Raw genomic sequence first — 25,813 nt, 5'->3', positions numbered from 1 at the left:
CCCAATCCCCAATTCGTATCGAAACATTAAGGAATATTGCATTTCAGTAGAAACCTGAAGGTAAAGCGCCAAATCACCAGAAAGACCGTGGTAGTATGCTCTCGGTAAATGTGAAGATTGGGAGAAAGACCTTTGACACTACGGGTTGCTGTTATTGGGTCAGGCCCTGCTGGTTCATCTGCCGCAGAAACGCTGGCAGCCTCTGGGATTGAAACCTACCTGTTTGAGCGGAAGCTAGACAATGCAAAGCCTTGTGGGGGCGCAATTCCCCTATGTATGGTGAGTGAATTTGACTTACCACCAGAGATTATCGATCGCCGGGTACGGAAGATGAAAATGATTTCGCCTTCCAATCGCGAGGTTGATATCAATCTGGTAAATGAAGATGAATATATAGGAATGTGCCGCCGGGAAGTCCTGGATGGCTTTTTGCGCGATCGCGCTGCAAAAGTAGGCGCAAATTTAATTAATGCCACTGTTCATAAACTCGATATACCAGGAAACAATACTGATCCCTATACCATCCATTACATTGACCATACAGAAGGTATATCACAGGGTATTGCCAAAACCCTGAAGGTGGATTTAATTATTGGGGCGGATGGGGCTAATTCTCGCGTTGCTAAAGAAATGGACGCTGGGGATTACAATTATGCGATCGCTTTCCAAGAGCGAATTCGCTTACCCGAAGATAAAATGGCCTACTACAACGACCTCGCCGAAATGTATGTCGGTGATGACGTTTCTACCGATTTCTACGCTTGGGTTTTCCCCAAACATGACCACGTAGCTGTCGGTACTGGTACAATGCACATCAATAAAGCCAGCATCAAACAGTTACAAGCTGGTATTCGTGCCCGTGCTTCCGAGAAGCTAGCAGGCGGTAAAATCATCAAAGTCGAAGCCCACCCCATTCCTGAACATCCCCGTCCCCGTCGTGTTGTCGGTCGGATAGCTTTGGTGGGAGATGCTGCTGGTTATGTTACCAAATCCTCTGGTGAAGGTATTTATTTTGCCGCTAAATCTGGGCGGATGTGTGCCGAAACCATTGTCGAAACATCTAACAGTGGTAGCCGCATTCCTACAGAAGGCGACCTCAAGGTTTATCTGAAGCGTTGGGATAAAAGATACGGACTCACTTACAAGGTGTTGGACATTCTGCAAACCGTGTTCTATCGTTCCAACGCCACCCGCGAGGCGTTTGTGGAAATGTGCGATGACCTCGATGTACAACGGCTAACATTCGATAGCTATTTGTATAAAACGGTTGTCCCAGCTAATCCCATCACCCAACTTAAAATTACTGCCAAAACCATTGGTAGTCTAATTCGGGGTAATGCCCTTGCACCTTAACTGAGTCCAAAGGACTGGGAATTTCAACAAATAAATTACCTAATTTTGTGGGGTGGACATCTTGCACGCTTATTAATCAGGGCGGGCAAGATGCCCACCCCACAACATATATTTTTATCATTTGATGGTAATGGTTAGTGAGGAAGGCTAATCATGCAACTAAATCGATTCGACAACATTCAGGAATTCTGGCACTGCACTCAGGCTTACTTACTCCAGCATCAGGTAGAAAATAATGTTTTGCTCAGTATTTTGCATACCTTGTTGCATAACCCAGAACGTTATCTGAGTAAGCCTTATTTAGCAATTGTCCAAACAAGTGGCGAGATTGGGGCTGTTGCCATCCGCACCCCACCCCAAAAATTGATCCTATCCAAAGCCCAGAATATGGATGCTTTGCAGTTGATTGCTCAAGATTTGCGTCAAGAGCAACTGCCAGGAAGCATGGGACTGGCTAAAGAGGTAGAAATATTCTCGCAGATTTGGCAAGCGCTGACAGGACAATTTTATCAACGGTCGGTGGTAATGAAAATTTACCAATTAACGGCAGTGCAAAGAGTCTCAACGGCCAGAGGATATCTAAGACTAGCAACTGAAGGCGATCGCTCTCTTTTGATCAAGTGGCTTTCTGCATTTTTATCTGAGATAGATGAGGCGGTGAGCGAAGATGTCGAACACCAAGTAGATAATCGCTTGAAACAGCAGAATACTTATTTTTGGGTTAATAGCACTCCAGTTTCAGTTGCGTCTAGTAAACAAGTGTTACCTACAATTGGTCGGATCAATTTAGCTTATACACCACCAGAGTATCGTCGCAAAGGATATGCTACTGCTTGTGTCGCAGTTAGGACTTACGCAAAACTACACGCTGTAGGGGCAATTTATGAATTGCCCCTACGGGAAATCAGGGCTTTCACTGCCTTTTTGCGTAAGTCCTGGCAGTGTTAAGCCAAAAACTCCTAGACCAGGGATGCCGCCATTGTTTCCTCATAGCAGATTTAGCCAATCCCACAGCCAATCATATTTATCAAGCGATTGGGTATCGCCCCATTTGCGATTGGTACGAATACTCATTCACCTCGAAGGAGTAAGCATAATAACAATTCAAAATTCAAAAATAAAGCGATCGCTCCAGGCTGTTAAAGTCAGGTGAGCAACAGGTATGTCCATGACTGTCAGGGCAATAGTGGTAATTGCCACAAGGACAAGCAGGATAATCTTCAGCCTGTTTTTTAACGATTTACTCCCCTAGGAACGCTGCATAACCTGGATTGAAGGGGCAAAATAGAAAATATGACGATTGAATCCGATTCCTCTAATCTACCAACCCCAAAACCAGTCCCCGAAAACGACTTGCAACCAGATGACTTTGACGGTAATTCAACTGAGAAAAACCTAACCTCAGAAGCACTAGCAGCCATTGGGTCTTTGCAATCTCCGCAACATACAACTGCTCTCAAACAAGCCCGTTCTGACTTCAAGCAACCCATTACCAACCAATTCACAGTTAAGCCAAGGGCATTGGTGATTACTCTAATAGCGATCGCCATCACTTTTCTCGGAGTTATCCTGAATAACTGGATCGTTGGCATTATCGGAACACTGATGACTTTGGTGTTATCCTTAGCGATATTATTGCCTTGGTTGCAAAAAGTTTTAACCGAGTGGTTTTCACCCCAAGAACGCACGCTGATTGTTGCCTTTTTGGGACTAATAGTAGCCATGATCGGCTTGATCAGGTTCACAGGTGTAGGCGATCGCTTACTGCTTTGGGGACGCCAGATTAACTGGGATATTGCTGGAACCCTAGCAGACTGGTTTGGCGCTTTGGGGCAAATTTTCATCGCTGTCATCGCCGTTTACGTGGCGTGGCGACAATATGTCATTTCCAAAGACTTGACAATTCAGCAAAACCTGTTAACAGTTCAGCAAAATATTATTACTCAGCAACAGACGATTGATTCCTATTTTCAAGGCGTTTCCGACTTAGTATTAGATGAAGAAGGATTATTAGAAGATTGGCCCCAAGAAAGAGCGATCGCTGAAGGACGCACGGCGGCAATTTTGAGTAGTGTCGATGGTAGTGGGAAAGCGAAAATTCTCCGCTTTCTCTCACGTTCTAAGTTGCTGTCACCCCTAAAACGCGATCAACGATTAGGTCGCCCCATTCTCGACGGAAGTGGCGGATATGCAGAAGACCGCTTGGAAGGTGTGCGTGTCATCGATTTAGGCGTAACCCTAGCCGCAGCAGACCTTTCTGGTACTGATTTGCGTTGGACTGACCTCAGCGAAGCTAATCTTGTCCGCGCTAATCTGGCCGGTTGTGACTTAGTAAAAGCCAACCTGTCCCGCACAATTTTATATAATGCGAATCTCAGTGGTGCTGACATCAACGGGATTCGCCTATTTTACGGTGTAGTGGATAAAGCATCACCCCGCAGTCGCACTGAACGACCAGATTATGAAACCGGCGAACAGACTGGGGCTGTGGTGGAAAATGCCAATTTCACCAATGTACAACGGATGTCTGAGTCTGCACGTTGCTACTGTTGTACTTGGGGTGGCGAAAAAACTAGAGGTACTATTCCTGGTGGTTGTGAAGGTATTCCCAATAAGTTGGGAAAATAATTATAAGACTAGATAAAAAATTAGTTAGCGGCATTAAAAATCTGCTGTGCAGTTAAATTTAATTGGGGAAAGGTAGGTGATGAAATCGCGGTGTTATCTTGAAACGGTGTCATTTGATATTCACCATCAACTAATTCGCATACAAAAATAGTAGGTTGTTTGGGATTGCCGATGAACTTTCTTGCACCCAATGCAGCATAATCAGCAATCCAATATTCGGGAATGCCCATTTCCTCATAATCCCTAAGTTTATTGTAGTAATCATCTCGCCAGTTGGTTGAAACAACTTCAATAACTATTGGAACCGATGCTGCTTGGCTTACTGTTGACTGTTTTTGAAAAAGCGGTTCATTGTCGAGATTATCAAGATTTAGCAGCAACACATCAGGCGAATAAGCGGATTCAGCAGAAGGAGTTTGGATCAATGCAGTTTTGGGTATAGTGTAGGGAAGATTCAGGCGATCAAACTCGACAGTTAGCTTATGGGCTATAAATCCCACCACTTTTTCATGCGAACCGGTTGGAGGCGGCATTTCAATAATTACTCCTTTGTGGAATTCATAGCGTTTTCCATCGTTGGGATACCATTCGATAAATTCATTAAAGGTTAATAATTTGGGCAACGCTTGGGTCATAATCTTAGCTCCATATATGTTTTACTTTATCATGCAATAAATGTTGATTTTTAGTTGACAAAATTCGCACTTATGTTTTTTTCTTATTTTTAAGAAGTGTAAATACTTCTCCCCAAAGAGCGCCATGTGTTTCCCAATCCCTAACTCTAGCGACCTGCGACAAATATCTCTTCTGCGGTCAAATTCAGGTCTGGAAATGTTTGGGAGATCAGGCGTTCTGTTCCCCTAAACTGTTGTCCTTGATAAGTTCCATTGACTAACTGATAAATTGTAATTACAGGTTCTTTGGATAAGCCAATGTAGCGCTTGCCTCCTAGCCCTAGATAATCTGTGATCCAATACTCTCCAATGCCGAAAGCTTCGTAATCTTCTACTTTACGGGCATAGTCATTCTGCCAATTAGTACTGACAACCTCCACTACCAATTTCACAGACTTGCCTAATGTAATCACTGGTTCAGTTTTCCATAGTGGCTCATTCGCCAAACCGGTCTGATCAAGAATCACAATATCTGGTCTAAAGGCTGAATTTTGACCTAATGGTTTAATCAGGCATTTCATAGGAATAAACCAAGGCAAGTTGAGCAGATCAATTGCTACGTTGAGCTTACGATTAATTAACCCAGCTACTTGTTCATGAAGTCCAGTGGGTTCCAAGTCGATTAGTTCTCCATCGATTAACTCGTAGCGTATATCATCTAGATAGCCAGCAACGAATGCCTCAGAGCTAATAGTAGCTGTATTAATAGTGGCTGAGACCATAGAGATTTGTCCTTCCAGGTTCAGAAGTAGAGCAGGTATTGCTGCTCTTGATTATTCTAAGGCAATACCGTTTAGTTAAGGCTTAACTCTTTATCAAAGTACATTTTTTTAACGAACCGCGTTCGCAAAGCGTCTCCAAGAGTTGGCGCAAAGAACGCAAAGTAAGAGAAGAAAAAAATGCTTAACTGAACCGTATTGTATTTTAAGGGATAAGAATTAAATAACATACAATTTATGTCCCTGGCTTACCTCACCCTCAATCCCTCTCCTTATAAAGGAGAGGGAAGCTAGAGACAGGATGAAGTTTTGCATTTTATTTAATCCACGTTCCTAACTACCTTTAATTAGGCAAAAGTCAATTGACTAATACGCTTCAAAATCTGGAGTACATTATATAAATCATTACCACGGTTACGGATATCAAAAATATCTGAAGTGGCATAACGAGGAGGATAGCCTTTGAGCAGTTTAATGAACATAAAACTGCCACCAGAAGTAATCATGCCAAATACTATATCTTGTGACTGGGGAGCAGCCAGCATATATGCCAAAATTTGGTCAAGTCCTGCTTCTACAGAATAAGCAACCTGTTTTGACTAAATGACTGTTACCCAGAATTTTTGATTTAGAAGTAAGAAGTCAATTCGTCCTTTGATGATAGTTTGGTTGTCTTGTGTTTCAATCTCGATAGATTTCTCTAATTTGAGGTGAAAAGGAGGTAAATAAAATTTGCCAATGAATAGCAGTGGCGATAAAACAGTCGTGTTAATTGTATTTTCTAATAAAGGCGGATAGTTTCGTAAATTTATGTAACCTGCCTTGATTTGATCCAATAGCTGCTGTTCTAAGTTTGTTACTTCTGGTAAGTCATCTTGCCACTCTCGAAAGAATTCTTCCGAATCAACTAACTCTAATCCATAGAGCAATATTAGTTGCTCAAGTGTGGGGTTTTCCGCAGCAAGAGTTTGAGCCATTATGTTAATCAAGTAGTAGAAAAATCAACCAGCCCAGTAATTCTCGCCTTCTGGTAGGGTAAGGATTTCAACCCCATCTTCAGTTACAGCTAAGGTATGCTCACATTGAGCAGAAAGCTGGCGATCGCGCGTTACCGCAGTCCATTTATCGCCCAGAAGCTCGACTTCGTAAGTGCCTTCGTTAATCATTGGCTCAATAGTAAAAACCATCCCTGGTCTGAGGCGCTTGCCCTTCCCGCGTGTGCCATAGTGAGGAACATCGGGTGCAGTATGGAAAATGTTACTGATGCCGTGTCCAACGAAATCTCGCACTACAGAAAAGCCTTGTGCTTCAGCATACTCTTGAATGGCTGCACCAATATCACCAATGCGTGCCCCAGGTTTAACTTCAGCAATACCCAAGCGGAGACATTCCTCTGTCACCTCTACCAGCTTTCTCGTTTTTGGGGAAGGAGTACCAACAAAAAATGTCTTGGATGTATCGCCGTGATAACCCTCAACAATCGGCGTCACATCAATATTAATGATGTCACCTTCTTTGAGGATTTGCTTGGCGTTGGGAATGCCATGACAAATTACCTCATTTACACTAGTGCAAATCGATTTAGGATAACCCTTATAACCAAGGGGTGCGCTTTTTGCTCCATGCGCTTGTGTCCAACGTTCGGCTTCATCATTTAGTTCAAGAGTGCTAACCCCTGGCTTCACAAACGGTTCGAGATGCTGGAGAAGTTTGGCTGCTAAACGCCCAGCTTGTCGCATTTTGTCTAATTCTCGCTGGGATAAAATCACAATTAGTTCAGTTTTCATTAACTTTTATCTAAAGTATCTTTCATAAACATAGTTAACCCTGTCTGTGCAGCTCTTTGTGCAGCATCAGCAACTTTTAGGGTATATAAGCTCTCCTCTGGGGTAACGTACAAAGGAGTGCCATCAAAAAGATGATCTAACACCATACTCGTGTCTTTGGCGAACAAACCCCGGCGAGGTTCAACCTCTATAGGTGTTGTTTCCCCTGGCTGGATGAAAATTCCTGTGTCACCATCAAAAATTAAACCACCTTTTTCACCGTGAACTTCAAACTTGCGTTCTGATTGCCAAATACTTTCACCTTTGCCATAGACTACTTGGGCTAAAAGTCCACTGTTAAAGCACAGTTCACTAGTGCAGAAACAGGTTTGGTAATATTCCGGTTCTATTTCCCAATATCGCTGGTGACAGTTAACAGTAAATACTTTACCAAATAAATCGGTGAGACGATGTAGGCGAGACAGCGCACCAATTAAGGGAAAGCCGAATAATTCGTGGTTATAAGTCCATTTGCGGGGTGCGGGATTCTGGGGATTGATGGTGCTGTAGCGAACATAAAACACCTCACCAATTTTGGCTAAGTTTTGCTTTAAGGCTTGATGCAAACCACCCAAAAGTTCCAGGTGTTCAACGTGCAGGAGTTTTTGTTGTGCTTTGGCTAAGGCAATAAGTTCCTCAGCTTCAGCCACATCCAACGAGAGAGGATACTCCACAATCACATGTTTGCCGTTGGTAAGCGCTGCACGAGCGATCGCACCATGATCTCGATTAATAGTGCAAATCACCACCAAGTCTATATCTTCGCGCTCTACTAGCTCTTGCCAAGAACTCAACGCTTCAATCTCGTACTCTTTGGCAAAGGTTTCTGTTTTTTCTGCGGTATGACCAATAACTGCGACTAAATGCGATCGCATTCGCTCATCATGGAGAAATGCTTCAGATCGAAACTTTGCCGCATACCCAGTACCCACCAAACCTACACGCACTCTTGCTTTTTCCAAAGCTGCTTCTGAATTATACATGATCCTCACTAGTTCTGTTTTTGATCCTGCCACGCTTCTAGTGGTGAGATTCTCTGTTCATTTCACCAGTCTAGACTCTACAACATTCGTCCTACCCTCTCAAGGACGGATGAGCGACTTTATTTGAAGCTAGGCAGAAATACGGATGCAGTTCGATGTAGTCGTTCTTGTACCCCTACTCTTAAAGCTTACGAAGCGCAGCATCAACCACAGCAGAAGGAGAAGAGGAGGCAAAAAAAACCAATTGGAAGAGCATTTAAATCAGGACTTACATAATGAAAACCTAAAACCTAGATCCCTTTGAGCAAGGCTTAAAAGCTCTCTTTTTAAGGGTAGGGCTATTTCGTTCCTTAAAAGGTGCTAATTTACAAGCGTTTAACCCCAAAAAATCAGGTGATTAAAAAATCTGATTCAACAATTATCATGGCGATCGCGGAGCGTCTTGCACCAGAAGCGCAGAACGCACTTAAATTTACGGAGTTGTAGCGGTAATTTTTGGATTACCAACTCAAAGCTTATTTCTCGCTCATAATATTGACAAAATCTCTACCTGAACCTGATCGAATGAAACAGCTATGCTTTTTAAGGGAAGTTAGGGATCTCTTCTGCGTAAGTCTTACAAAATATAGGTGGCATTAATCCTATTCATGTTTTTTCATCTCTTAGATAGTTTTTTCTAATCACAGCCTGACTAGTGCCGGAATTAATATAAATAAAACTTATCAGGATTAAGCAACTAAATTTCATTACTAATCGGGTTCAATTTCCAGTTACATCGTTTAATTTTTCTCGTAGTATCAGAATTGAAGCAAACTTTGAACCAGCGGCTAATCCCACAGAACAGCCGTTACCTTTGCCTAAAGATAACTTATACTGCCCTTTGCAAAAGAGAGGATTACTCAATGCCAACTTATAAAGTGACACTAGTCAACGAGGCCGAAGGGCTGAACCAAACACTTGACGTTGATGACGATACCTATATTCTAGACGCTGCCGAAGAAGCTGGTCTTGACCTGCCTTACTCTTGCCGCGCTGGTGCTTGCTCGACCTGTGCAGGTAAACTCGTAAAGGGTACCGTTGATCAAGGAGACCAGTCATTCTTAGATGACGATCAAATAGAAGCTGGATATGTGCTGACCTGTGTGGCCTACCCAACCTCTGACGTGACAATCGAAACTCACAAAGAAGAAGAACTCTACTAAGAGTTGGGTGCCTCAACAATAAACCTCTTGCAAGAGTTAATCATGTTGAAAAAATAAAAGCAGGGCATCGTAGGGTCAACACCCTCCCAATGCCGTGTGTACCTCTTAAAGCGACTTTGACAAAAAGCCTAATTTAGTATTGAGCAGGAACACAAAATTTACTGTGTTCCTGCTTGATTTTTTAAGTATGGAGTTTCCCGATTAACTTAAAGTTTAGTCTCTTTGCTGAGAATTTTAATCTGAGTACCAGGATAGTAGAATTGGAGAATTTTTGCACTTGACCAACCTAATTTAGCTAAATTTTGAGCGCCAGTTTGACTCAAGCCGACTCCATGTCCTAATCCACCCCCAATAAAAGCGTATCCCCACAGTTCGGGTTTGCCTTTGTTCAGGGGTTCTATGTAAAATAGCGTACTCTTAGGAGCAGCAAAGGCACTACGAACTTCGTCTTTGTGGAGAACAAAGGTGCTGTGATCAGTTTTAACCGCGAGTTCAAGAATGCGTCCACTCTGACTTCGCTTCACTACTGCCATAGCCTGAATTGTCTTAAATTTGGCATCGGGACTGTTCTTCACCTGTAAAAATTTCTGCAAGTCCTTGGTAATATCCTTTAAAGGGGTTTCCTTATGCCAACGAAACATATCCCACTTGCTTTCATTAAATCCTTGTTGCGTATTAATAAATTTTTGGAAGTTCTTTTCATCTGCTAAACTCTGCTTAGACAAGTCCCAAAAATTAGTCGGAGCATCCAGTACAGGGCGCAGGTAGGGACGATCCTCGCCATTCCAGACATCGCTGAAGGAGGCTGTAACGCCACCAGTAGTGGAAGAATACAGGGCGTCTACTAGTTCATTTTTATAAGTTAGTACCTTACCCCTGGTTGAGGCGATCGCTCGGTCTGTTTTGGCGGCCGCCCCATTCAGCCCATAATAAACTTGGCAGTGAGTATCAGCACACAACTGATAGTTATCTGCGGCAAACCTGCGTAAATTTCTCAAGGCATAAGTCCGGGCGAGAATTGCCTGGGCTTCCAGCGCCGTTGTTGGTACATCCGTGCCTATTTCGTAAGGCAGAACCCCACGCAAATAAGTTTCTAAGGGTACTTGATTAACTAGAGTGTATGTGCCGTAGGCATTCGGTTGCAAATTCAGTCGCCCAGCATAAAGACGAGCATTTTCTGGTTTTTCGCTTTTATTCACCCGAATCAAGTTTTTATCAGTGCTGATTTCCAAATCATTTGGGCTATAGCGTTTACCATCCACCACCCAACTAACTCGCGGCACTTGTTTTAAAACTTTAGTATCAAGATATACTTTTTCTTTGGTAGAAGCTTGGATGTTCTGCAATAACAAGCGTCGCAGTAAAGGAGTGCTATAAACATCTCGTTTTGCCCAAACCTGCCAGCGTTCTGGCTGGGCTATTTCCACTTCCATTCCCTGAGAACGCCATTTATTAGCACTGTCTTCCGCAGTTTCAAAAGTGCGGTATGTGCCCAAAACTACCACTTCTTCGACTGCTGGCTGGGGTAAAGCTTGCATGACTGTTTCCAGCTTTACAGGGTTCTTAGTAAACAGAATTTCCTGCTTGTTGTCCGCTTGAAATTTTAGCTTTAAGCGATCGCCTTTTATGGGTTCCAGTTGCAGCTTGGCTGTCGGTTGTGAGCCAAATCGCTGCACAATCCCAATTTTCAGTTCCATATCCTGGATGTTGCTCTCAGGCCCTGATGCAGCAGTTAGTCCCAATAGACAAAATGTTGTCAGCACAGTGTGGGAAAAACGCCAAAACGAAAATTTCATGGCTATCTGATAGCGTACCCCTACGGGGAAGCAAGCTACGCGCAGTGTCTCGTAGAGAAGTAGTAGCGAGTAATCAAGCGTTTTCTGCCCCTTAATACGGCGTTGGAGCTGATTTTCCAATTGCTTTGTAGCGCGGTTTTTTTGTCGCATGAGTGCTCCAATGATACCATTACCAGTTTTGCCCAAAGTAGTTGCAAAACGAAGTCATAATGACTATGATTTATTTAGAGACACAAAACAGAACTAGTTGGATAAACTCCTTATGGTTAAAGTCCAAGAAATTCCATTAAATCAGATAAAACGGCCGTTGCCCCGTGTAAACGATCCAAATAAAGTGCAAGCTTTAATGGAATCGATTGCGGAGATTGGGCAGCAAGAACCGATAGATGTCCTAGAAGTAGATGGACAATATTATGGCTTTTCTGGTTGCCATCGGTATGAAGCTTGCCAGCGTTTAGGCAAAGAAACCGTTTTAGCCAGAGTCCGTAAAGCACCACGTAGTGTTCTGAAGATGCACTTGGCATAGAGAATGAGAGTGGGGAGCAGGGGGAGCAGGGGAAGCAGGGGAAGCAGGGGAAGCAGGGGGAGAGAAATAACTTTTAACTCCTAACTTACAACTCCTAACTCCTAACTCCTAACTCCTAACTCCTAACTGACTGTGCCCATGCCCATTCTCTATACCCATGTTCAATTACATATAACCTAATTAGGAGAAAATTATGTCATCGAAAGTAACAGTCAAAAATGTAAATATCGGCATTGACGAGGCGAGTAGGGCTAAAATTGCTGAGGGTTTATCTCACCTGTTGGCTGATACTTATACGCTGTATCTAAAAACTCATAACTTTCATTGGAATGTAACAGGGCCGATGTTCCAAACATTGCATTTGATGTTTGAGACTCAGTATACAGAATTAGCCTTAGCAGTTGATTTAATTGCGGAGAGAATTAGAGCGCTTGGCTATCCCGCACCAGGAACCTACAGCGAATATGCCAAACTGAGTTCGATTCCAGAAACTCCCGGAGTTCCTAAAGCTGTGGAAATGATCGGCTTATTAGTGGAAGGACAAGAAGCCGTAGTCAGAACTGCACGGTCTATTTTTCCCGTGGTAGAGGAAGTTAACGACGAACCTACCGCCGATTTATTGACTCAGCGGATGCAAGTACACGAAAAGACAGCTTGGATGTTGAGAAGTTTGCTGGAAGAATAGGGAATAGGGACTGGGGACTAGGGAGACAAGGAAGATAAGCAATCCAATCCCCAATACCCAGTACCCAATCCCCAATCCCCAATCCCCATTCCCCATGCCCAATATTTATTTCACCCAAAAGTTGCAAGATTTAATGCAACAGGTGGGTATTTCTAGTTTTAAAGCGCTGAGTCGCGCTGCTGGCGTCTCAGAGCGTCAACTTTTGCGGTTACGACAAGGAAAACTAGAGCAGATGCGGGTAGATGTGCTGCTCAAGCTGTCGCCAGTGCTACAGATGCCATTGAATGAATTAATCGCAACTTTTTCAACGGTAGAGTTGTTACAAGAGAAAGTAGCACCTACTCAGGAATTATTAGAAGAAATTGCAGATTTAAGAAAAGAGTACCAGCGATCGCAGCAACAAATAGAACAGCAGCGAGAGATATTACTACAAGAACTCCAGCAGTCAAGTTTGCAACTGCTGGAGTCTTTATTATTGCAATGGCCAACAGCAGCACAGAAAGCGCAGGAGAATCCACAGCTAGCAGCAGTCAAAATAGTACCGTTGGTGCAGAAACCCCTAGAAAAGCTTTTACAGGCGTGGGGAGTGGAAGCGATCGCACCCGTGGGAGCCGAATTACCTTATGATCCCCAACTGCACCAATTGATGGAGGGAACCGCACAACCTGGAGAAATAGTCAAGGTGCGCTACACTGGGTATCTTCAAGGTGAGAAGCTGCTTTACAGAGCCAAAGTGAGTTCTGTCTGAGGGAGTTAGGAGTCAAGAGTTATAAATCATAACTCCTCACTTTTGGCATTATCTGTTGAGAAGTTATAGACATTGGGAATACTAAAATGGCAGAGGCGATCGCCTCAAAGAACTTCCTATTGGAGCATTGGTGTAGGTTCGAGCTTGGTTGGCACTGCTAAAACCGAAATTTTTTGCTATAGAGCGTTACTCCAGAGGTAAATTATTTCAATAATGTAAGCAATTGGACATAAATAAAAAAATATTTGGGAAATAATCTCAAAAGCAGTAACTTCAGCTTGTAGGTAAGTATATATCTACATAAATGAGATGCAAGTAAGTCGGCGTTAAAAAATCAACCTATGTGACGAAACCTCAAATCAGCAAACAGCTTATAAATCAGCCATTCCAACCTTATTACAAAACTAAATATACATATTTTTACCATGCTGACTTACTTATCTTGTTTATTTATAATTAGTTTTTTCCTAGTAAGAAAACTATATTTAATGAAAATAATATTATTTTTATAATTACAAAAAAATAGATTGAAATATTGATAGTTAATCTTTATTCATCCAAATTAATTATTAATCTTTACTCAATAGTTAATCTTATATTTTATTTTACAGGCATTTTCAAATATTCTATGATGGGTATATAATAGCGAAATCAGACCATCATTTACACAAATTAGCGTGACATAATTATGAGAGAACAAGTGAAAGTTATTAAACTCAGCGGAAATTTAAACGCCACAACTTCACAAGAATTTCGACAAAATATTACTAATATTTTACTAAGTGGTGCAAAAATTGTGTTAGTTGATTTTCAAGATGTAACGTTTATGGATAGTTCCGGTTTGGGAGCCTTAGTATTAGCTTTCAAAACCTTGCGAGCCGCGGATAGTAAGCTTGTTCTCTGCTCAATTAATGAGCAAGTCAGGATATTATTTGAACTGACTAATATGGATAAAGTATTTGAAATATTTCCCAGCCAAGACGCATTTAATCAGGTTATAGTCTCAAATAGTTAATTAATCAAAGTTAATTTGCAAAATAGATAAATCATCATCAAAAGCATCTTTGGAGTTCAGAGCGATTAAATAACTCAGTACGCGATCAAGTTGGCAATCAACAGGATCTTGTAAGCTAACTAGTAGCTGAATAAAAGCATCCAAACTCCAAAGTGTGCCATCTGATTTAGTGATTTCATAAGCGCCATCACTAAAAATGTAAAGGGAACTGAACTTTTCAATATTGCAAAACCCATCAACATATTTTGCCTCTGGAAACATTCCAACTGGCATACCGGGAGATTTTAAGAGTTTAACTTCAGACTTTCTTGGAGATGTGCCTGTTACTAAAACTGCTGGTGGATGACCTGCACTAGCATAAATTAACTGGCGGTTGATTCGGTTGTAAACTCCGTACCAAATCGTAAAGTATTTGTCGTTTTGATAATCCATCTGAAAGGTATCATTCAAAGCCTTCAATACATCACTAGGTTGATAATAATTCAGACTTTTGAGCGCACGGGAACGCAGTAAATTCAGCACTGAAACAGAGGGAAGAGTAGCTTTCAGTCCATGTCCGGCAGTATCCAGTAAGTAAATTGCCAGATAATCAGCATCGAGCCAATAGTAATCGAAACAGTCACCGCCAAGTTGTCGCGAGGGAATGAATCGGAAATTTATATTAAAGGGTTCGGTCATTGAAAGAGGCAGGAGCGATCGCACATATTCTGCTGCTTCTGACATTTCTGATTCTAAAAGCAACTTTTGAGCCTGCAAATCTCTACTCAACTGATGCAGGCGTAATCCTGCTCTTACCCGTGCTTGTAATTCATTATGCTCGATAGGTTTGGAGATAAAATCATCAGCACCAGCATCTAAACCTTTGACGCAATCGGCAACGGAATCTAAGGATGTTAATAAAATAAAGAATGTGGTATAAAATTTTGGGTCTGTCTTAATGCGTTGGCAAACTTCCAGTCCAGTCAAACCCGGCATGATCCAATCACAAATAATTAGTGCTGGACGATAAGCTACTGCTTTTTCTATTCCTTCCTCGCCGCTACTGGCAGTAACTACCTCATAACCCTGTTTTTCCAACATCCTTTTCAGGAGTATTTTTATTGAATAGTCGTCATCAATTACTAGTATTTGAAACATAGAAAATTGTAGGAAACACTCATTAATAAATGGCTGTAAAAATAGAAAATAAAAATCCGATATTGGCGAATGAGTTAGTAGTATAAATACAGAGATACTACTAACTCATTTATATTTTCCCGTCGAATTTATGACTTTTTAACGTCATAAAATATTATGGGGGTGCAAGAGGATTCATCCACAAGAGGATAGTATTTTTTAGCTGATTCAAATCGCGGTATGCTTCTTGCTTGAACCATTGTCCTAATGCGTCAAAGGGGGTGAAAGATGTTCCAGTTTGCCATTTAATATCTTGACCTAGAGGTGTTGTGTGAGTTCCTGGTAACGTTTGTGCTGTCACCATCTCATCAAAGCGTTCTTGTAAGATTTTGGTTAAAGCTGCCGATTGATCAATGGTGTCATTGCTAAATTTTATTAATAAATTGCGCCGGATATTGTAACGTTCTTGGAGAAGCTTGTTAGTTTCCAACGGTGAGGGGGTAAACTCGATTTTCAAAGTAGAATTGAACTGTTCTACTAGGGGGATAGCTTCTTTAGCGGCGTAGTTATTGAAGGATATTAAAATATTGCCTGCACGTTCTACTTTAAAGAGGCTACCAATCAGCAAGTGAAGTTTACAGCCCATGCTGTGTCCAACGCCGTAGATGGGGAAGTAAAGCTTGCGTAATGCCCCAGAGTCGTGTAGGCGTTCGAGAGTGCGGTCAAAGTTTAGCAGTACGGATTGTGCGATCGCAGTATGATCCAATGTATTGACAAAAGGCGTAGCAATTACAACATAACCTTTACTTGCCAGTTGTTCGAGCAACCAGCGATAAGTGATGTGCGGTGCAGTGGCGACAAATGCACCTCCTAAAAAATGAATGATCCCTATGGGATTTCGGGGAATGATTACCCAGTTGCCTCTAACTTCTTTCCAGTCCATGCCGATGAGCGATCACTTTCTTGATATTCTTTATGTTAGACCGGGGATTGCAACCGTGGGAAGGATTATGGAAAAAGCCATTGAGAATATCTGGCTAGTAGGTTGCAAGTTAACCCATCCGGCAGCGTCTATGGACTTACCCTGAGCATCTACGCGTTCTCCAATCACTTCTTTTACGCACGTTGTCCTGAGTATTGGTTTTAACGCTGAGTCTGTAATTTTTTCATTTCGTGTTGCACATCTAATGCAATTTGTAATGCTTCATTGAGCAACCTTCCATGCTCAGTAGCCTGTTCATTTACTTGCATGGCTGTTAAAGTTGCCAAATTGTTGACGAATAGCTCTGTATTACTAAGGAGAAAGCTCTTATTCTCTCTCAAAATCCTTTCTGTCTTCAAAGCGCGAACTAAATCAGTTTTTGTGAGTTTAAGCGCTTCGATAACACCCTCTCTTTCCTTTATAATTACTTCTGGATTGCCAGCTTCTTCTATTTGGTCATTGATATCTATTACTCTAATAACAGTATTATATCTATTAACCTCATTTAACAGAATTTGCAGAGAATTCGTCATATTATTTTTGACAATTTTATTTCTAGCTTTCCATATTAAATATAAGATACTTTGCGTCAGACCACCAATCCAAAGTCCTAAGATAATTAACAATATCCAAGATGGAATTGTTATCCATGTAACAAAGATTTTAATAATTATATCAAATAAAATATAAACAAAAACAAATGTAGAAAATCCAATAAAAACTACAGTTGCCCCTTCAGAACTTTTAAGTTTTTGCATATACATATATGCTAATTTTTTCAGAGGATTTGTAATGATTAAAATTTCCTCATTGACAGGCAAATTAGTCAGCTTTTGCAGATCATCCTGACTAATTTTCAAGCCCTGTAAATCATCCCGCACAGCTTTTCAACCCTTGCCAGAATAGTTATTTAATCTAATATAGCAATCAAATTTCTGGAATGCTGGCATTTTGTCTAAACTTTTTCAGACAAGTTAAGACTTTTAGGCAATGTCAAGAATTTTTGTACAATATGATACTCTTTTGCCAAGATAACTATTTATAGTATAAGAGAACAAGAACGAAGATAAATCAATTGCCTGTAAATGCAATGAAAATGCAACAGGTTATTGTCCTGGTAAACAGCCATTTGCAACTACAAGAAAGAATAATGGAAAAGCCCGCAAAAACGGACTTTATTTGTATAGTTATAAATAATCGCGTCTCACTTGTTACATTAACTTTGCTTTGGAGAAGATTGTTTCTGTTTTGAAACGCCACGCTGAGGGTTTAAAAATGGGGGGATGGGACAGTCTAGCATCATGGCGATCGCTCTTAGTAAATCTGCTTCTGAATGTGTAACTTTGTTATCTAATAGTACCGTGTGGGCGCAGGCATCAACAATAGCTTGCTTGAGTTTGGGACTGGCAAGGCGGAGGCGCTCAATACTCTTTTTGAGTTCAGTGAAATTACAAGTAAGTGGTATGTCTGGTTTTTCTTGCTCTCCGGCTTTGGGAAGTCGAAAAACTCCAGAACGAAAAGCATAGGCGATGTCTTCAGTATACGCATCGGGTTGAGAGTGTCCAACGCGGGCAATTGCGGACAGTACTAATAGACTATCTGGCCAAATCTGTTCGATGGAGGTGAATTCTACCGTTGTAGCCGACGGAGGATTTATACTAGGTTGGAGACGATGCCACAGTATTAACTGCAACACAAAATGCCACAGTGATAAACTTCCGGTGGCTGTAACTAAACCGTGGAGGCATTTGCACAGCCTTTGGCATTCTTTGGCAGAATTTTGGCGTAATACCGGTACTGCCAAATCCACAAGTGGCAAGCGAATTCTAGGATCTAACTGGCTAATTTCACTACTAAATTCCAGGGTTTTGTCTACCAAATCAACAGGCTGCACCTCGCGTAACCAAGCAATTTGACGTTCTTGGATCTGGAGATTTTCCGTATCTAACGCTAGCGCAAAAGCGATCGCCATTGCACTTTGCTGCTCCCGCACACCCAAACGCAGGGATTCTGGTAACTGCGACAACAGCGCTTGAGCATGGGCAAAATGCTCTGGTGTTACCCTTCCCACCTGGTTTACTATCTCTTCTGGCGTGGCGTTAGAACCACCAGCAAAGCCCATTGTTAGGGATTCCTGGGAAGGGGAACGCATCTGATTACGAGATGGCATTGCTGCTAAATTGCGCGCGTTCAAACCCCCAACGCGGCGGATACGTTCTGCTAGGGGTGGGTGGGTAGAAAACATATCTTCCCAGAAAGAGGGGTTAAGGGCATTGCCAAAAAACATATGGCTAGCGGCTTCTGCTCCGGGCGAAATCAGGCGTGAGTCCATCTGTTGGAGTTTTTGGAAGACTCCGGTAAGTCCATTGGGGTTGCGAGTGAACTGTACAGCCGAAGCATCAGCAAGAAATTCGCGTTGGCGAGAGACGGCGGCTTTAATCAGGCGGCCGCAGAGTAATCCGATACTGCCAATTCCCATCAGTCCCAAGCCAAAAGCCCACAGGGGCAAACCCTTGTCTTCGCGGGAACTACCACGAATGCGCCACAGCAATTCCCCGGTTAAATAAATGAACAAAATCCCGTGCAGTAGTCCCACCAAACGCAAATTTAGCCGCATATCTCCATTGAGAATATGACTGAATTCGTGGCCGATGACTCCTTGTAGCTCATCCCGGCTCAGGTGTTGCAAAGTTCCACGGGTAACTCCAATTACAGCATCATTGGGCGTAAATCCGGCAGCAAAGGCATTAATGCTGGTTTCTCTTTCAAGGAGATAAACTTCTGGCACGGAAATACCAGAAGCGATCACCATTTCCTCGACAATATTTAATAGTTGTCGCCCTTGTTCATCTGCCGTTTCTGGTAGCAGGAGTCTTCCCCCCAACTCCTGAGCAATTACGCTTCCGCCCTGCCGGAGACAAGCAATTTTATACAGACTTCCCACTGCGATCGCAATTATTGTAATCCCAGCCACATAGAGAAATAATCCTGGATGCCACCAAACACGAGGAGCCATGCGGAACAGAAATAAAGTGGCAATATAAATCGCAATAATCATGACTGCGATCGATAGGGAAAATAACCCGATTAATTGTTGCGTATTTTGGCGTGCCCGATCCTGATGTTCAAAGAAATTCATAGATACCTAAAAAGACACGCGTGGAGCATTTCTCATTTCTGGAGTAGCTTCGGCGAGCAATTCTGCAACAGTAAAGTTAAAAGTATTTGCTACAAGGTTGCTGGGGAAAGATTCGCTCTTGGTGTTGTAAAGTGTCACCGCGTCATTAAAAGCCTGACGTGCAAAAGCAATCCGGTTTTCGGTGGAAGATAATTCTTCCATTACCTGAGTCATGGCGCGATCGGCTTTCAATTCTGGATAAGATTCTGAAAGTACCATCAAGCGACTTAACGCACCCGTCAGCGCCCCTTCAGCATTGCCCAACTGTTGCATCGCTTGGGGATCGCCGGGATTTTGTGCGGCACGACTGCTAGCATTAATTGCAGAATTCCGAGCCGCTATAACTGCTTCTAAGGTTTCTCGCTCATGTTTCATGTACCCTTTGGCAGTTTCCACTAAGTTGGGAATTAAGTCATAGCGGCGCTGTAATTGAACATCGATTTGAGAGTAAGCATTTTTGTAACGATTGCGATACTTGACTAAATCGTTGTAGCCATTAATGATAATTACAGCAACAATGGCAACTAAAGCAACAGAAAATATTAAAAGCCCCATATTTTTAGATTATTTCCATTAGGTACTTACTTTTTTGCAGATTTACCAATCACGGTAATCTTTGATATCCAGGAAAATTTGTGTGGATATAAAGATGAGTCTACTTGTAGCAAGTTGGCTTCGTCGTCTGTAAAACTAGTTACGCAATTGCACTGAGCTAGATAAGTTTTAAGATTTTTTAAATAACCACAGAGGCACAGAGAACGCAGAGAGAAAAAAACACAGAGACAAGAAAAATAATTTCCAACAATTCCAAATTGTTTGTGAACTCTATCATCTCTCTTTTCTCTGTGTACTCTGCGCCTCTGTGGTTGATTAAAAATTGTAGCCAGATAAGTTACCTATGAATCTGAGTAAATAGGGAATAACCACTGACAGCAAAAATAAAAAGGATGGCGGCGGGAAAAATTACTACATCCCTGACAATAAATAAAATCCAATCTTTTCTTAGTTCCTGTTTAAACTTGAGTTCCCGCAGTTTTCGCCCAAGTTCTGCATCTTCTTGTGACTGCAAATCTTCTGTTGACAGAATTAGTGGATTGTCGCCTTTGCTGGCAATTATTTTTGATAAATCTGTTCTGTCTGTCATGCTGTTTAGATACCAATAATTTCAGTTTCAAGGTTTTGGTTATCATCTACAATCCAGATATGCTTGCCTTATACGCCTACTTCCATCAATGCGCTTGCTTTTAACAGCAACTCAGCATTATCTCCATTAATAGATTGCGCCAGATTATTTAGTGTCTCATAAAGTTCTGGCGATAAATCTAAATTTGTTTGAATTCGTTTATTGTTTTCTTGTGCAGTCATTCCTTAATATTGAGTAAATAGTTCACAAGCTATAATTGCGTAGGCGTAGCCAGCCTTAGGCATCGCTTCCAGTCCGACTTGAATATATTTCGTCAACAATTTCTTCTGCGGTGCGTGTGTCTTCCCAGGTTCCGGTGCGATCGCGCATGATAAATTAATGTGACAAGATTTTCCATAAGCTCACAGGTAACGGTCGTATTCATCTCGTTCAAATCGATGTTAGCCCTTCGTAAAATCGCAAAGGTATTGTTAGAGGAGACATCACGAATGAAGCTGCCTATCAGTGGCGTTTAGCGATCGCTAAAATTATTCAACCATATTGCCCTAACATAATGCAACGACGGCATTTCATGAAGCTTTCTGGCGAATGGTGGCTTAAATTACGTTGGCTCTGCCCACCGCAGGTATCGCACTCCCAATTTAACCCTTTAAGAAATTGAAACCTACAGCATAATACTTACTTTAAGTTGGCTCTAATCGTCTCTATTAATTGACGATTGACACCCAAATTACTCTGACCTAAGCGCGAGGCTGAACGCACTTGGATAACATTCGCATTCCGGTCTAGATAGAATTCTACATCATCCACAAATCCCAGTAAAGTACTTTTAAATTCCGCATATAAATAATCTTTGCTTTCGGTAATGATTTTGGTTCTTGCTAAGGACTGAATAATCTTTTTAAGATTAGTAATCGCTTGTTCTGGAGTAGATGTAAAAGTCAGTGGTGCAATTTTGTGGGTTGCATCTGGACTCTGACTAGAAACACAGTTAGGGGAGTTATGGCAAGGTGCTAATTTGCCCTTGTTAACACCTAAATTAGTTGGTCGTTTGCCAGCAAAAACCATAATTATCTCTTAAGGAAGTAAATAAGTATACTCTCACACTTTAGTTTAAATCACTGTAATACTTTGCTGCGATCGCATCTTCTGACAAATGGCAGATTCACTAAAACATTGGTGATGCGATCGCTCTATGATGCGGTAAGTATTGTCTAAGCAAAGATAGATTATGACGCAAACAATTTCCATCAACGACTCTGGGCGCTTGCAACTCACACCGCTAGAAATCCCATCCCGTCTACTGTTAGGGCCAGGGCCATCCAATGCTCATCCCACAGTTCTCCAAGCGATGAATACCTCACCCGTTGGGCATCTTGACCCAGCTTTTCTCGCACTCATGGATGAAATTCAATCGTTGCTACGCTACGTATGGCAAACAGAAAACCCACTTACCATTGCAGTCAGCGGTACGGGAACAGCCGCAATGGAAGCAACCATCGCCAATGCCGTTGAACCCGGTGATGTAGTTTTAATTGGTGTAGCTGGTTACTTCGGTAATCGCCTTGTGGATATGGCTGGACGTTATGGTGCCGATGTGCGAACCATTACCAAACCTTGGGGACAAGTCTTCAACCTAGATGAACTCCAAACTGCCTTAAAAACTCATCGTCCAACTATTTTAGCTCTAGTTCATGCCGAAACCTCCACCGGCGCCCGTCAACCATTGGAAGGGGTCGCTGATTTATGTCGAGAATTTGGCACTTTCTTACTAGTAGATTCAGTCACAAGTTTGGGTGGTGTCCCCTTGTTTTTGGATGCTTGGGGAGTTGACTTAGCTTATAGTTGTAGCCAAAAAGGGTTGGGTTGCCCTCCTGGTGCTTCGCCCTTTACAATGAGTGCGCGTGCAGTTGAAAAATTGCAGCAACGCCAAACAAAGGTTGCAAACTGGTATTTGGATATGTTGTTACTGGGTAAGTATTGGGGCCCTGAACGCACCTATCACCATACAGCACCCATTAATTTATACTATGCATTGCGGGAAGCACTACGTTTGCTTGCAGAAGAGGGGTTAGCAAACTCCTGGCATCGGCATCAAAAGAACGTAGAATATCTCTGGGAAGGGTTGGAGAACTTAGGATTGAGTATGCACGTTGAGCAAGAGTATAGACTGCCAACGCTTACCACAGTCTGCATTCCAGCAGGGGTAGATGGTAAAGCGATCGCTCGGCAGTTACTCAATGAACATAATATTGAAATTGGCGGTGGTCTTGGCGAACTAGCTGGTAAAGTTTGGCGCGTTGGATTGATGGGCTTTAATAGTCGTAAGGAAAGCGTTGACCAACTTTTAGCAGCACTACGGCAAGTTTTACCTAAATAGTTTTCGGGGTAAGATGGTGCGTTAACAGTAGCTTAACGCACCTGATAAAAAGAGCGATCGCGCTAACATTATTTGAGAATTAAAAGAAAGTTGATGCTTCACACTTACTTGCTCTTTTTACTTACAGGACTTACACATTGAAAACCTGAAACATCGATCCCCCCTAACCCCCCGATAAATTGGCTACGCTGTACACACAAGTCCTAAATATCTAGCGTGATAAGGCTTTCCTCGTTCCTATGCTCTGCATGGGAATGTATTCATTAAGGCTCTGCCTCAATGTCTAGCTGGAGGCAGAGCCTTTAATCAGCCATTCCCATGCAGAGCATAAGAACGAGAGAAGTCCTGTTTAGTTCAAGGCAGGGAGAGGTTTGTCTAACTCGCGCTAACATTGTTTGAGAGTGAAGCAAAGCTGGGCAGGTTAATTTTTGCAAGTCGATACAATTGTATTGTAAGCCAATACAATCGCAATGTCAGCCGATACAATCGCAATGTAAGTCGATACAATCGCATTGTAAGTTGATACAATCGCAATGTAAGCCGATACAATCGCATTGTAAGTTGATACAATCGCAATGTAAGTTGATGCATTAACAATTCAGAGCTTGGCTTAAGATAGCACAGCAATACAAAGTGCGACTCGTTCGCATTTTGTGAAAAACGTTAGGAAAGTATATTTGTTGAGTATTCCTCACTAGCTTCACTGCGAGAAAAAACCAACAACCAGCAGAGGCAAGAGTATTAGGACAAACACAATCAAAACGAGGGTTGCCGGCTCGATTTTAATGTGGTTCTTCTGTGGATCGCGCATTTGCCACTCTCTCGAACAATAAATATATTAACTCAGCCTAAAGGATGTTTACTTCTTTTTCCAAGCCCAATGAGGTTTAGAAGTGTAAACTTTTTAGCTATTGCAGTCCATTTAACTTGCAGATTTTTGATTTTAGAAATTTATCGCCCCATCTGCTTATTTCTTCCAAGGTAGTTTAGTCCCCATTTCAGTCAATGCAGAAAAGATCAGATAAAGAATGAGTAACCCCGCACCCGCAAAGAAAGCCAGTAAATCGTTATCCATAAATGCTGTTAGCTAAAACTTCGCTAATCATAGCGGAATCACCTAATCTTTAGCATTCTTCTACAGCCCTACAATCTTTGGTCTTCTGGATGCAAATACCAGCCATACCAGTGACGAACTGCTAGCCAAACGGCTGAAAGTAAACCCGCTAGGCTGAGGGTTAGTCCACTGAACGGTACTAATAATCCAAAGATGGGTAATACTGCTCCAGCAATAGTGCAGATAATAGCAGCAAGAGAAGCACTGCGACTCGCCCCCAAACCCCATGTCAAAATTAGTAAGATGATGGAAATTAAAGTCCAAGCCAACTGAGCATTGATGACGCGAGCTAAATAGGTCAAAATCAATAGACAAGCAAAGAAAATACTACCAGCGATCGCTATATTTTTGAAACTCATTGGCAGTGACAAATATAACAATAATATCCACCACAAAAATATTGCTGGTGCTAGCAATAAAAGCCGCGGAATTACTCCCGTGTGAAGAAGAGGTTCGGTATTGGTAAACACTCCAAAAGGATTTTTTACTGAAACATTATCGTCAAATTTCCAAGTAAATTGCGTACTGCGTCCGTCAAATTTAGTCTCATCAGGTTCAATACCACTGGCAAAATTAGCCGGAGCAAAGTTAGCAATTGCGATGAGGCGGAAGTTAGATAGCATCTGTCCTGCTGCACTATAAACCCAGCGAGGCCCGCCTCTAGCCTGATATGTGACTCGAAAGGTGGTTTCTTCCCCTGGTTGCAGCTGGAAGGGAAAGCCATAGTCTCCCGGATTGGTTTGTTGTAACCTAGTACCATCACGCTCGATTTTGTAGCTAGCAAGCAGTGTGTAGCCGTTGGGGGGCGGTGCTTCAAAGAAAAAATTATTAATATCCTTGAGTTGGTTAACTACTTTATAATCGGCAGTATAATTTGCCCGATAAATTGAGCTACGACCTGGAACATCTACGCTTTGGTCAAGCTTGACTTGAATTTGCGAACCAGCCAACGTCAAGAAGCGGTTAATCTCTCGTGTCTCATTTACCTTAACTATTTTGCCACCGACTTGAGTGGTATATGAGTATGGCTCTCGAATAGAGTAGCGCACTTGAGGCGCAAATTGTTCGAGCTTCTCACCTGCAACACTTTCAGCCACTTGAGCCACCCTTGCTTGTTCCCAGTGGTGATAGCGATTGCTTAAAGTTGAACAGAGAAAAAATCCCGGTACTAACAGAACTAATACCAAAGTTAAATGCTGCAATCCCCGCAACAGTTGGGAATAACGAACAGCCCATTCGCCGATGAATATTACTTGTTCCGGCTGGCTTCGACGCAGGGAAAAACTTATCAGTGCGATCGCAATTCCTAAAGCTACAACCAAAAATACTAATAACAGTGAAGCTTTGAGCGCCTGGGTTCCAAATTGGACAAGCTCAATCGGATGCGTCAAATCGGGTAATCCGGGAATACCTTGAGCAGAAGATGACATTGGCTGATTTTTGCAGAATTTGCAGAACCAGACCGATAAAATCTCTCAAAAGTTTCTGGAGTTGAGTTGAGTCAATTACTTTTCCCAGTTTGACAGACCGAAGATTGCAACTCCATACCACACAAAGCATGAAAGCAGCGGCAAAAAAGCTCACAATACCATAGGTGCTATTTGACGCTAAAGTTTACTAAGCTAAGTTGAACCATGCCCAAACACCTCCTCAACTTTGAGGGTAAACATCTAGTGCGTCTGTTCATGTACCATACCCTAATACCAATTCGTAATACCTACCCAAAGCCGCACTTAGTGCGTAT

General features: G+C 42.2%; 27 protein-coding genes. 10 read left to right on the top strand and 17 right to left on the bottom strand.

What is annotated here, in order from left to right; translation table 11 throughout:
• The first annotated feature begins 132 nt into the window (after positions 1-132).
• The 3 genes from chlP (at position 133) to V7K30_RS01240 (ending at position 3,981) form a co-directional block, all read left to right on the top strand.
• Positions 133-1,353 (top strand): geranylgeranyl reductase, encoded by a 1,221-nt coding sequence (chlP, locus tag V7K30_RS01250; RefSeq protein ID WP_334996332.1) that lies wholly within the window; start codon positions 133-135, stop codon positions 1,351-1,353.
• A 153-nt stretch (positions 1,354-1,506) separates the two neighbouring features.
• Entirely contained in the window at positions 1,507-2,301 is a 795-nt protein-coding gene (locus V7K30_RS01245) for a GNAT family N-acetyltransferase (RefSeq protein ID WP_334996330.1), read from the top strand.
• A 345-nt stretch (positions 2,302-2,646) separates the two neighbouring features.
• Positions 2,647-3,981, top strand: a complete 1,335-nt coding sequence (locus V7K30_RS01240; protein WP_334996328.1) for a pentapeptide repeat-containing protein — start codon at positions 2,647-2,649, stop codon at positions 3,979-3,981.
• 20 nt (positions 3,982-4,001) lie between these two features.
• Here the strand turns inward: V7K30_RS01240 and V7K30_RS01235 are convergent, their stop codons facing one another.
• From V7K30_RS01235 to V7K30_RS01210, 6 genes are all read right to left on the bottom strand, one after another.
• A complete protein-coding gene (locus tag V7K30_RS01235) occupies positions 4,002-4,616 on the bottom strand; it encodes a Uma2 family endonuclease (RefSeq protein WP_334996326.1) in 615 nt (204 codons plus the stop codon).
• Positions 4,617-4,762: 146 nt separating this feature from the next.
• Positions 4,763-5,377: a Uma2 family endonuclease gene (locus V7K30_RS01230; protein ID WP_334996324.1), complete on the bottom strand. Its 615-nt coding sequence runs from the start codon at positions 5,375-5,377 to the stop codon at positions 4,763-4,765.
• 344 nt (positions 5,378-5,721) lie between these two features.
• The gene (locus V7K30_RS01225; RefSeq protein ID WP_334996322.1) at positions 5,722-5,919 is read right to left on the bottom strand and encodes a hypothetical protein; all 198 of its coding nucleotides are present in this window, start codon (positions 5,917-5,919) and stop codon (positions 5,722-5,724) included.
• 54 nt (positions 5,920-5,973) lie between these two features.
• Positions 5,974-6,351, bottom strand: coding sequence for a hypothetical protein (locus V7K30_RS01220; RefSeq protein ID WP_334996320.1), 378 nt, complete (start codon positions 6,349-6,351; stop codon positions 5,974-5,976).
• Between the two features lie 24 nt (positions 6,352-6,375).
• Positions 6,376-7,161 carry a type I methionyl aminopeptidase gene (gene map, locus V7K30_RS01215; RefSeq protein WP_334996318.1) on the bottom strand — a complete coding sequence of 262 codons (786 nt, stop codon included), beginning with the start codon at positions 7,159-7,161 and terminating at the stop codon, positions 6,376-6,378.
• On the bottom strand, positions 7,161-8,183 hold the full coding sequence (locus tag V7K30_RS01210; protein ID WP_334996316.1) for a Gfo/Idh/MocA family protein: 1,023 nt from the start codon (positions 8,181-8,183) through the stop codon (positions 7,161-7,163). Before V7K30_RS01210 ends, map begins: the two co-directional genes overlap by 1 nt.
• A gap of 902 nt (positions 8,184-9,085) precedes the next feature.
• Here V7K30_RS01210 and V7K30_RS01205 point away from each other — a divergent pair.
• Positions 9,086-9,385, top strand: a complete 300-nt coding sequence (locus V7K30_RS01205) for a ferredoxin (RefSeq protein ID WP_334878730.1) — start codon at positions 9,086-9,088, stop codon at positions 9,383-9,385.
• A gap of 206 nt (positions 9,386-9,591) precedes the next feature.
• Here the strand turns inward: V7K30_RS01205 and V7K30_RS01200 are convergent, their stop codons facing one another.
• A complete protein-coding gene (locus tag V7K30_RS01200) occupies positions 9,592-11,181 on the bottom strand; it encodes a SpoIID/LytB domain-containing protein (RefSeq protein ID WP_334996313.1) in 1,590 nt (529 codons plus the stop codon).
• Positions 11,182-11,443: 262 nt separating this feature from the next.
• Between V7K30_RS01200 and V7K30_RS01195 the strand changes: the two genes are divergently transcribed.
• From V7K30_RS01195 to V7K30_RS01180, 4 genes are all read left to right on the top strand, one after another.
• Positions 11,444-11,707 carry a sulfiredoxin gene (locus V7K30_RS01195; RefSeq protein WP_334996311.1) on the top strand — a complete coding sequence of 88 codons (264 nt, stop codon included), beginning with the start codon at positions 11,444-11,446 and terminating at the stop codon, positions 11,705-11,707.
• A gap of 193 nt (positions 11,708-11,900) precedes the next feature.
• Positions 11,901-12,392: a Dps family protein gene (locus V7K30_RS01190; protein ID WP_334996309.1), complete on the top strand. Its 492-nt coding sequence runs from the start codon at positions 11,901-11,903 to the stop codon at positions 12,390-12,392.
• Positions 12,393-12,486: 94 nt separating this feature from the next.
• A complete protein-coding gene (gene grpE / locus V7K30_RS01185; RefSeq protein ID WP_334996307.1) occupies positions 12,487-13,140 on the top strand; it encodes a nucleotide exchange factor GrpE in 654 nt (217 codons plus the stop codon).
• A gap of 688 nt (positions 13,141-13,828) precedes the next feature.
• Complete coding sequence (locus V7K30_RS01180; RefSeq protein ID WP_334996305.1) at positions 13,829-14,155, top strand: STAS domain-containing protein; 327 nt, start codon at positions 13,829-13,831, stop codon at positions 14,153-14,155.
• Here the strand turns inward: V7K30_RS01180 and V7K30_RS01175 are convergent, their stop codons facing one another.
• Both V7K30_RS01175 and V7K30_RS01170 read right to left on the bottom strand, forming a co-directional pair.
• Positions 14,156-15,292 (bottom strand): PP2C family protein-serine/threonine phosphatase, encoded by a 1,137-nt coding sequence (locus tag V7K30_RS01175; protein ID WP_334996303.1) that lies wholly within the window; start codon positions 15,290-15,292, stop codon positions 14,156-14,158.
• A gap of 154 nt (positions 15,293-15,446) precedes the next feature.
• Positions 15,447-16,214 carry a DUF1350 family protein gene (locus V7K30_RS01170; protein WP_334996301.1) on the bottom strand — a complete coding sequence of 256 codons (768 nt, stop codon included), beginning with the start codon at positions 16,212-16,214 and terminating at the stop codon, positions 15,447-15,449.
• Positions 16,215-16,218: 4 nt separating this feature from the next.
• Here V7K30_RS01170 and V7K30_RS01165 point away from each other — a divergent pair, with 4 nt between their 5' ends.
• Positions 16,219-16,359, top strand: a complete 141-nt coding sequence (locus V7K30_RS01165; RefSeq protein WP_334996299.1) for a hypothetical protein — start codon at positions 16,219-16,221, stop codon at positions 16,357-16,359.
• A 55-nt stretch (positions 16,360-16,414) separates the two neighbouring features.
• On the opposite strand, the gene V7K30_RS01160 is transcribed toward V7K30_RS01165, so the two are convergent.
• The 7 genes from V7K30_RS01160 to V7K30_RS01130 all read right to left on the bottom strand — a co-directional run bounded on the left by V7K30_RS01160 (position 16,415) and on the right by V7K30_RS01130 (position 21,826).
• Entirely contained in the window at positions 16,415-17,134 is a 720-nt protein-coding gene (locus V7K30_RS01160; protein ID WP_334996297.1) for a hypothetical protein, read from the bottom strand.
• A 335-nt stretch (positions 17,135-17,469) separates the two neighbouring features.
• Complete coding sequence (locus V7K30_RS01155; protein WP_334996295.1) at positions 17,470-19,392, bottom strand: M48 family metallopeptidase; 1,923 nt, start codon at positions 19,390-19,392, stop codon at positions 17,470-17,472.
• Between the two features lie 6 nt (positions 19,393-19,398).
• A complete protein-coding gene (locus tag V7K30_RS01150; RefSeq protein ID WP_229461425.1) occupies positions 19,399-19,986 on the bottom strand; it encodes a LemA family protein in 588 nt (195 codons plus the stop codon).
• Between the two features lie 337 nt (positions 19,987-20,323).
• Positions 20,324-20,575 carry a hypothetical protein gene (locus V7K30_RS01145; RefSeq protein ID WP_334996293.1) on the bottom strand — a complete coding sequence of 84 codons (252 nt, stop codon included), beginning with the start codon at positions 20,573-20,575 and terminating at the stop codon, positions 20,324-20,326.
• Between the two features lie 68 nt (positions 20,576-20,643).
• Positions 20,644-20,796: a hypothetical protein gene (locus tag V7K30_RS01140; RefSeq protein WP_334996291.1), complete on the bottom strand. Its 153-nt coding sequence runs from the start codon at positions 20,794-20,796 to the stop codon at positions 20,644-20,646.
• Positions 20,797-21,253: 457 nt separating this feature from the next.
• Positions 21,254-21,643, bottom strand: coding sequence for a DUF1499 domain-containing protein (locus V7K30_RS01135; RefSeq protein ID WP_334996289.1), 390 nt, complete (start codon positions 21,641-21,643; stop codon positions 21,254-21,256).
• A gap of 45 nt (positions 21,644-21,688) precedes the next feature.
• Positions 21,689-21,826: a hypothetical protein gene (locus V7K30_RS01130; protein ID WP_334996287.1), complete on the bottom strand. Its 138-nt coding sequence runs from the start codon at positions 21,824-21,826 to the stop codon at positions 21,689-21,691.
• Here V7K30_RS01130 and V7K30_RS01125 point away from each other — a divergent pair.
• Positions 21,807-22,955 (top strand): alanine--glyoxylate aminotransferase family protein, encoded by a 1,149-nt coding sequence (locus V7K30_RS01125; protein WP_334996285.1) that lies wholly within the window; start codon positions 21,807-21,809, stop codon positions 22,953-22,955. The genes V7K30_RS01130 and V7K30_RS01125 overlap by 20 nt on opposite strands.
• A 1,143-nt stretch (positions 22,956-24,098) precedes the next feature.
• On the opposite strand, the gene V7K30_RS01120 is transcribed toward V7K30_RS01125, so the two are convergent.
• Positions 24,099-25,499: a hypothetical protein gene (locus tag V7K30_RS01120; protein ID WP_334996283.1), complete on the bottom strand. Its 1,401-nt coding sequence runs from the start codon at positions 25,497-25,499 to the stop codon at positions 24,099-24,101.
• Positions 25,500-25,813: the final 314 nt, after the last annotated feature.

The sequence above is a fragment of the Nostoc sp. genome, assembly GCF_036917655.1.
Taxonomy (GTDB): Bacteria; Cyanobacteriota; Cyanobacteriia; order Cyanobacteriales; family Nostocaceae; genus Nostoc.
Note: the sequence above shows the minus strand (reverse complement) of the source record. Positions and strands in the feature narration are given on the sequence as shown.